The organism is Rhodoferax sp. (genome assembly GCF_014859475.1).
GTDB lineage: Bacteria > Pseudomonadota > Gammaproteobacteria > Burkholderiales > Burkholderiaceae_C > Rhodoferax.
Genome location: NZ_JACUUE010000105.1, coordinates 1 through 8,353 on the forward strand (window position 1 = coordinate 1; position 8,353 = coordinate 8,353).

Here is an 8,353-nt window from a genome sequence, read left to right on the forward strand (position 1 = left end):
CCAAGCAAGGCGCTTTGCAAGGCCCAAGCCACGCCTGAAAAAATAGCCCCGCCAGCAATCCATACCGCGGCCGAAAGCCAAAACGTCTTGAAATCTTTCGTTCCCAGCTGCTGCACGGCACGGCGCTGCACCCAGGCCCCCACCCAGCCCAGATAGTTGCCCATCCATACGACAGGGTGCAGTCGCGCAGGGGGCTCACCCAGCCAGCGGTCAATCAGCAGCGCCAACAGCAATGCCAAAGCAAAAGCACTGGCGACAGCGCAGGACGGGTTCAGCACAAGCATGACGGGCGCAGCAGTCAATCTTCAATGCCGCGCTGCGCCGGTATGCCGGCCTGGAACGCGTGTTTGATCAGCTTCATCTCGGTCACGGTGTCGGCCTGATCGATGAGCTCTGCCGGGCAGCGGCGCCCGGTCAGCACCACGTGGACGTGGCTGGGGCGGGTTTTGAGCGTGGCCAGCACATCATCCAGCGGCAGCCAGCCGTAGATCAGCGGGTAAGTGATCTCATCGAGCAGCACCATGAAGCAGTCGCCACTCAGGATGACCGCTTTGGCCTTTTGCCAGCCCAGGCGCGCCAGCTCGGCTGAGTGCGCCAGGTCCTGGCTCTTCCAGCTGAAGCCATCGCCCAGGCCCTCAATGGGAATGCCGATTTGCGCAAACATGCGGTGTTCGCCAAAGCGGGCGCTGGGCACTTTCATGAATTGGAAAATCTTGACCACTTTGCCGCGCCCGTGCGCGCGCAGCGCCAGGCCAAACGCGGCGGTGCTTTTGCCCTTGCCGTCGCCGGTATTGACGATCACCAGGCCACGGCGCTCGCCCTCTGGCTTGTCATAGGGCTTGTCGCTGGGAGGGGTTTCAATTTGCATGGTGTTCAGGGCTCAGTTATACAGTTTCGATCAGTGGAGAATTTAATTGGGCAACGCCACCCATTGCCCGGCCAGCGGGTGAATGCGGATGCGCTGGTCAAACACGGCTTCCAGGGCGCGGTGGGTGAGCGGGTCTGCGCTGGGGCCAAAGTGCGTGACGCGCCCGCCAGCCATGATCAGCATCTGATCAGAATGCAGCGCCATGCTGATTTCATGCAGCACGCTGACCACGGTGACGCGGCTCTCCAGCAGGCAGCGCACCACGCCCAGCCAGTCGGCTTGGTGGGGCGGATCCAGATTGGCCAGCGGCTCGTCCATCAGCAGCACCTGGGCCTGCACCGCCAGGGCGCGCGCCAGCAACACGCGCTGGCGCTCACCGCCACTGAGTTGCCCCAGGCTGCGCGCGCGCCAGTCCCAGCCGCCGGTGGATTTCAGGGCAATCTCGACTGCCGCACGGTCGCCAGCGCTGGGCGCGGCCAACCAGGCCTGGTGCGGCAAGCGCCCGAGCATGACCACGTCCCACACCGTCAAGTCATCCGCCGCTGACTCGTTTTGTCCCAGCCACGCCAGGCGTTGGGCACGCTGCCGCGCCGGGATGCCGGCCAGTGGCTGGCCCAACAATTCGACACCGCCCTGGTACGGCAACAGCCCGGCCAGCACCTTGAGCAAGGTGGACTTGCCCGCGCCGTTGGGGCCGACGATGCTGGTCCAGTGGCCTTGCGGCAGCGCCAGCGACACGTCGTGCAATATCTCGGCATTTCCGAGGCTCGCCCTTATCGAACGGGCATGGATGGCCAGTGCTGTCATAGCCCCAGTCCACCTCGCGTGCCACGGTGCATCAGCCACAGCAGGTAACCGCCACCGAGCACGGCGGTGAGCACGCCCACGGGTAGCTCTTGCGGCGCAATCAGCCAACGCGCCAGGGTATCGGCCGCCATCAACAGCACGCCCCCCATCAAGCTCGACAAAAACAGCAGGCGGCCATGCGTGGTTTTGACCACAGAGCGCACCAAATGCGGCGCGGCCAAGCCCACAAACGCAATCAATCCGGTTTGCGCCACTGCCGCGCCGGTGGCCAGCGCCAGCACCGCCACCAGCGCCAGCCGCATGGCCACCAGCGGCAAGCCCAGGCTGCGCGCCGTGGCTTCGCCCAGGCTCAGGCCGTCGAGCAAGCGCGCCAACAGGCTGCCCGCAAGACTGGCCAACACCCAAACGCCGGCCATCACTGCGCACGCCGTCCACCCCACAAAAGCGGTGGAGCCGAGCATGAAGGCCTGCATGGCTTGCAGGGATTCGGGCGTCCACAGCAACACCAAATGCGTCATGGCGCCCAGCACCACGCCCACCACCACCCCGGCCAGCAGCAGGCGCAAGGTGTGTTGCACGCCTTTGCTCAAGGCCAGCGTCAGCAAGACGGCCAGCACCGCACCCGCAAAGGCCGCGCCGGTGAGCCCCAGGCGCGTCAGCCAGCCAGTGCCAAACACAGACAACGCCATGCCTTCGCCCATCATGCCGCCCGCCCCACCCAGCATGCCACCCGCGCCGCCCAGCGCGGCCAGCGTCAGCGCCACACCCAGCGACGCACCCGAGGCGCTGCCGAGCAAAAACGGGTCGGCCAAGGGGTTGCGAAACAAGCCCTGCGCCAGCGCCCCGGCCAGCCCCAACAAAGCGCCAGCCGCCCAGGCACCGAGCGTGCGTGGCAGACGAATGTCGAGCACAATTTGTTGCGCCATTGCGGTTTGATCGGGGTTCAGGCGGGGGTGCAGCAGCGGCCCCAGCAGGTTTTCGAATCCGGCGCTACCCACGCACACGCCCAAGGCGGTCAAGGCAAGCGCCAAGCCCATCAAGACCCAGGCCACGCTCAGGGCGCGATGCTGATTCATGTGGCCCATGGCAGCCCGCTCTTCATTGCGCCACCCTGACTTTGTCTGCCAAACATTGCGCCATCAAGCGTGCGCCCTCGGCCATGCGCGGGCCCGGACGAACCAGCACGTCAGACTGCCTGGCACTGAACACGCACACTTGCTGCTCGCGCACCGCCCGCATACGGTTCCAGCCGGGGCGCTGACCCATGCTGTCAACGCTGCGCTGGCCCATCATGATCACATCCGGATCGGCGCGCACAATGAATTCAGGGTTCAGCCGTGGAAAAGGCCCCAGATTGAGATCGGCTGAGACGATGTTTTTAACACCCAGGCGCGTCAGCGTCTCACCAATAAAAGACGATTCACCGGCGCCATAGGGGCCGGGGTTGACTTCAAAATAAACCCGTGTGCCCGCCACCCGGGCGGGTAGCGACTGCGCCGCCGCCTGAGTGGCGGCATCGATCAGGCGCCAGACCCGTGACGCATCTTCCACCCCCAGAACTTGACCCACTTTGGCCAGCACGCGCTTGACATCGGCATGGGTTTTAGGCTCCAGTGCCACCGCCTTGATGCCCAGCGAACGCAGCCTGTCGCCCACCCGCGATGAGGTTGCCATCAGCACCACATCGGGTTTGAGCGCCACGATGGCCTCGATGTTGGGGTCCAGCCCACCGCCCACTTGCGGCAGCTTTGTGACGCTTTCCGGAAAATTTGAATAGCGGTCCACCCCCACCAGCCGGGCGCATTGCCCCAATTCACACACAGTTTCGGTCAACGAGGGCAGCAAACTGACAATGCGCTGCGGCGGCTCTGAAAACACCACACTGAGACCCCGGTCATCGATGACCTCAAAGGCGTGTGCGGTGCTGGCACACATCAGCACCACCCCAGCCAAAGCGCCAGTCCACCACAGACGCAGATATTTCATGATTTGTCCTTCAAGCTCAGCGGCAAGCCCGCCGCCATCAGTGTCACACGCTGGCACACCTGCGCCACGCCCTGGTTCAGCAGCCCCAAGGCATCGACAAAAGCGCGCACTTGCGCGCCCAGCGGAATCACGCCCAGACCGATCTCGTTACCCACCAGCACCAGCGGGCCGCAGGCTTGCCCGATGGCGTCCAGCAGCTTGGCAACGTGCATTTTGTTGATCAGATCAGGTTCGTCGGGCAGGACGCTGGCGTCGCCCTGTGGTGCGTCAATGGGCATCAACTGGTTGGTGAGCCACAGCGTCAGGCAGTCCACCACGATCAGGGTGTCAGGGCGGCTGTGGGTCTGAATCGCCCGGGCCAATTGCAGCGGCTCTTCCACTGTGCGCAGGCCCGGCAGGCGCTCGGCGCGGTCGGCCTGATGCCGGGCAATGCGCGCGCGCATCTCGTCGTCCCAGGCTTGCGCCGTGGCAATCAGCACGGCCTGATGCGCGCCAGACTGCGCCAGCCAGCGTTGTGCCAGCGCCTCGGCGCGGCGCGATTTGCCACTTTTCTGACCACCCAGAATCAGCTCGCTGCGAGCCACATTCAGTAACATCGAATCAGCCATGCAATTGCCCCCAAGCCATGACGATGCTGTGCAGTTGCGCCACACCGTCGGTTAACGCGGCCGGGCCGGGCTGCAGGATGTCGGCCGATTTGATCTCGAACAGCTGACCGTTCTTAACGGCTGGCACGTCCTGCCAGCCCGGTCTGGCGGCGACATTTTCGGCGCGAAACTTCTTGCCGCACCAGGAGCCGATGATGATGTCGGGGTTGCGCCGCACGATCTCGGTGCCATCGGCGATGATGCGGTCTTTGCCGAGCGATTGCGCTGCCAGCTCCGGGAAGATGTCGTCGCCGCCCGCGAGGCCGATCAATTCAGAGACCCAGCGGATCGCGCTGATGTGCGGCACATCCCACTCTTCAAAATAGACTCTGGGGCGACGCGGCAAATCTGCGGCTGCCTTGGCAATGACTTGCAGCTGACGCTGCATGTCAGCAATCAAGGCCAAGCCCTGCTCGCCCTGCCCCACCATCGCCGCCACCTGGTGCAGCATGGCAAAAATCTCGGCCACGCTGCGCTGGTTGAACACCGTGACCTGCACGCCAGCGCGAATCAGCGCTGCGGCAATGTCGGCCTGCATGTCGGAAAACCCGAACACGCAGTCCGGTTGCAGTGCCAAAATTTTGTCAATTTTGGCGCTGGTGAAGGCACTGACCCGCGGCTTTTCGTCGCGCGCGCGGCGCGGCCGCACGGTGTAGCCGCTGATGCCGACAATGCGCGCCTCTTGCCCCAGCAGGTAAAGCCACTCAGTGGTCTCCTCGGTCAGGCAGACGATGCGCTGCGGGCCTTGGGGTGGTAACCAGAGCGCGTTGTTCATGGCGATGAAAACAGTTCAACCACTGCCGCCGGGCACGATGCAAACCAGGCGTGAAAATAACTGGCGCGCACGCTGCCCAGTTGCCACAGCGCCTCGCCCGCATCGGGCAACGGGTCGGCGTCGGGCCGCGCGGTGCGGGCCAGCGGTGGCAGCGGCGTCTCGGTGGTGGAGTAATGAAAGGTGTGGCCGCGCAAAGTGCCACTGGCCAGCGTGAGCTGCTGCGGCCCCAGCGCCGCCAGCCGTTTGTGCATGGTGACCGTGCCGGGCAGCAGGCCCCATTGGGCAAACGGCTCACCATCGGCGCTGACCAGCGTGTCAAACAGCGCCATCATGCCGCCGCACTCGGCCCACACCGGCTTGCCTGCGGCCATGTGGGCGGCCAGACTGGTGCGCAACGGCGTGTTGGCACCAATCGTCTGCGCATGCAACTCGGGGTAACCGCCGGGTAGCCACAACGCGTCACATTCGGGCAGCGCAGCATCGGCCAGTGGCGAGAAAAACACCAGCTCGGCCCCCAGGTCACGCAGGCAGTCCAGATTGGCGGCGTAGATGAAACAGAAGGCGGCATCGCGGGCGATCGCAATGGTTTTGCCGTGCAGCCCAGGAAGGTTTGGTGGCAGAGCGTTCTGCGCAGGTAAAGGAGGAGCCCGCATAGCGGGCGGGGGACACGGAGCAGAACGCTCTGCCACCGAGCCTTCCAGCACCATCACAGGTGCTGTAAAGTTCACCGCCCAACACTGCAAATCTGCTGGCGTCATCTGTCCAAGCGGCGTTGCCGCCAGTGCGTCTGCCGCTGCATCGAGCCGTGCCAGCGCGTCATCCACCTCGCTGGCCACCGTCAGACCCAGATGCCGCTCGGGCAGCTGCAAGGCCGGGTTGCGCATGACCGCGCCCAGCCATTGCCCGGGGTCACGCACGCTAGCCTGCAGCATCTGGGCATGGCGCTCGCTGGCCACGCGGTTGGCCAGCACACCCGCCCACGGCAAACCCGGGCGGAAGTGCTGCAGGCCAAAGGCCAGCGCGCCAAACGTGCCGGCCATTGAGCCCGCATCAATCACCGCCAGCACCGGCAACCCAAAGCGCTGCGCCAGGTCGGCGGCACTGGGGGTGCCGTCAAACAGGCCCATCACACCCTCGACCAGAATCAGGTCGGCATCCGCCGCAGCGGCGGCCAGGCGCGCGCGGCAGTCGGCCTCGCCGTTGATCCATAAGTCAAGATGGTACACCGGCGAGCCGCTGGCCAGCGCGTGCCAGACCGGGTCCAGAAAGTCTGGCCCGCACTTGAACACGCGCACCTTGCGCCCTTGGCGCGCGTGCAGCCGCGCCAGCGCCGACACCACGGTGGTTTTGCCCTGGCCGGAAGCGGGGGCGGCGATGAGGAGCGCGGGGCAGGTGGCCATGGCGTGGTAGCTTGCGGCGACTATTGCGCCCATTTCAGGCCAACATAGACCGTGCGCCCGGCTGTGGCATAACCCAGCACGGTCTCATAGTCTTTGTCGGCCAGGTTGTCGAGGCGACCGAGCAGCGTCCAGTTTGGCGCCAGTTCGGTGCTTGCGCTAAGGTTGAGCAGACCGTAGCTGGCCAGCTTTTTCTTATTGGCTGCATCGTTGTAACGCTCACCCACCCATTGCACTTCGCCGCCCACAGTCCAGCCCGCGATAAGGGTGTCCGCAGTTACCGTGGCCATCTGTTTGGGACGACGGGCGAGCCGCTTGTTGGTGATCAGGTTTTCAGGGTTCTGCAGGTCCAGCGAAGCGCCGAGCAACACGGCACCCAGTTGGGTTTCGCCCGCCAGCGTCAAGCCACGGTATTGCGCCGAACCCGTGTTGCCATAGCAACCCGGGTACTCGGGCATGTCGTTCACGACCGTGCCGTTCACGCAAGGGCCTTTACCCGGCAAGTAGTTGATGAGATTGCGCACCTTGTTGCGATAAAGCACGGCACTGAAGCTGTCGCCCTGTGCGCCATATTTCACGCCAACTTCCAGATTGCGCGAGGTCTCGGGTTGCAGGCTGGGCACACCATAAATGCTGAAGCGCTGGAACAGCGTGGGTGCCCGAAACGCCGTGCCAGCCGAAGCGGTGGCGCGCCAGTGGGGCATGAAGCCATAGGCGTAGGCGGCAGCGCCGGTGGTTTTGCCACCGAACTCGCTGTCGTCGTCGTGTCGGGCGTTGAGTTGCAGGGTGTGATCGTCTCGGCGCAAGCCATAGCCCAGCGCCAGCGCGTTTTGCGAACGCTCGGTGATTGCTGGCGTGGTGCTGGCGTTGTCGAGCTTGTCTTCGCGTCGCTCCAGCGCTGCTGTCAGCTGGTGTGCGCCGAGCTTCCACTCGTTTTGCCAGAGGTAGCTGGTGACGCGCGTGTCCGTCAGGTACACCAACGGCGAGGTTTCATAGCGGTCTTTGCCTTGGCTGGCACTTAGCTGTGTGCGGTAGGTGTCGCTCCAGTTGGCTGACCATTTCAGCCCCAGTGTCTGCAGCTTATGCAGACTGTGGTCGTCCTCGGTTGAGGCGTCGTATTGGGCATCCATGTCGTTATTCAGCAGCGTGGCTTCCAGCCGGTGTGCCGTGTCGATCTGCCAGCCCAAGCGCGCAGATACTGCGGTGTTTTGGTAACCATCCTTGTCCGGGTTCGCCGCAGGTTGGACGTTGAAGCCGTCACTGATTTCGCGGCTCAGACCCAGCGCGTAGTCCACCGCGCCCTTGGTGCCGCTGAGCGACGCGTCAAATTTCTTGGTGCCGTGGCTACCCGCGCCGATCTCGATGGCGGGCGCAAAGCCAGCTTCGCCCCTGCGCGTGAAGAGCTGGATCACACCGCCCAACGCATCCGAGCCATAAATGGCTGCAGCCGGACCACGCACCACCTCGATGCGTTCGATCTGCGACAACGGGATGGCATTCCATGTGGCACCGCCAGTGGATTGCGAGTCAATGCGAACGCCATCAACATAGACCGCTGTAAAGCGACTTTCAGCACCACGCAGGTACACACTGGTGGTGGTGCCTGGCCCACCATTGCGCGAGAACGAGACGCCCGGGATGCGCCCCAGCACATCCGCCAAGCCGGTGGCGCCACTGCGCTCGATCGTGGTGCGGTCGATGATCGACACATCTGCAAGCACCTCGGTGATAGGCGTTGGGACGCGCGTGGCCGTCACCACCACATCCTGCAGCATGGCAGTCTGCCCCTGCGCCAGCACCGGAAACGCAGCCAAAACGGCCACAACAGACGCGCAAAAGCGCACGGGAGCGCGACCGCGCTTAGAAAAAATAC

9 protein-coding genes are annotated in these 8,353 nt (G+C 64.4%); all 9 read right to left on the minus strand.

Going from position 1 to position 8,353, the window contains the following annotated elements; genetic code table 11:
• The coding region (locus IBX54_RS09820; protein WP_296542479.1) for a cobalamin biosynthesis protein at positions 1-284 on the minus strand (284 nt) is incomplete at its 3' end.
• A 14-nt stretch (positions 285-298) separates the two neighbouring features.
• Positions 299-868 (minus strand): cob(I)yrinic acid a,c-diamide adenosyltransferase, encoded by a 570-nt coding sequence (gene cobO, locus IBX54_RS09825; RefSeq protein ID WP_296542480.1) that lies wholly within the window; start codon positions 866-868, stop codon positions 299-301.
• A 42-nt stretch (positions 869-910) separates the two neighbouring features.
• Positions 911-1,675, minus strand: a complete 765-nt coding sequence (locus IBX54_RS09830) for an ABC transporter ATP-binding protein (RefSeq protein WP_296542481.1) — start codon at positions 1,673-1,675, stop codon at positions 911-913.
• Entirely contained in the window at positions 1,672-2,751 is a 1,080-nt protein-coding gene (locus IBX54_RS09835; RefSeq protein ID WP_296542482.1) for an iron ABC transporter permease, read from the minus strand. Before IBX54_RS09835 ends, IBX54_RS09830 begins: the two co-directional genes overlap by 4 nt.
• Before the next feature lie 22 nt (positions 2,752-2,773).
• Positions 2,774-3,661, minus strand: a complete 888-nt coding sequence (locus IBX54_RS09840) for an ABC transporter substrate-binding protein (protein ID WP_296542483.1) — start codon at positions 3,659-3,661, stop codon at positions 2,774-2,776.
• Entirely contained in the window at positions 3,658-4,269 is a 612-nt protein-coding gene (locus IBX54_RS09845; protein ID WP_296542484.1) for a bifunctional adenosylcobinamide kinase/adenosylcobinamide-phosphate guanylyltransferase, read from the minus strand. Before IBX54_RS09845 ends, IBX54_RS09840 begins: the two co-directional genes overlap by 4 nt.
• Positions 4,262-5,083: a cobalamin-binding protein gene (locus IBX54_RS09850; protein WP_296542485.1), complete on the minus strand. Its 822-nt coding sequence runs from the start codon at positions 5,081-5,083 to the stop codon at positions 4,262-4,264. The genes IBX54_RS09845 and IBX54_RS09850 overlap by 8 nt, the downstream gene beginning before the upstream one ends.
• Positions 5,080-6,483 (minus strand): cobyrinate a,c-diamide synthase, encoded by a 1,404-nt coding sequence (locus IBX54_RS09855; RefSeq protein WP_296542486.1) that lies wholly within the window; start codon positions 6,481-6,483, stop codon positions 5,080-5,082. Before IBX54_RS09855 ends, IBX54_RS09850 begins: the two co-directional genes overlap by 4 nt.
• A gap of 20 nt (positions 6,484-6,503) precedes the next feature.
• Positions 6,504-8,255, minus strand: coding sequence for a TonB-dependent receptor (locus tag IBX54_RS09860; RefSeq protein WP_296542487.1), 1,752 nt, complete (start codon positions 8,253-8,255; stop codon positions 6,504-6,506).
• Positions 8,256-8,353: the final 98 nt, after the last annotated feature.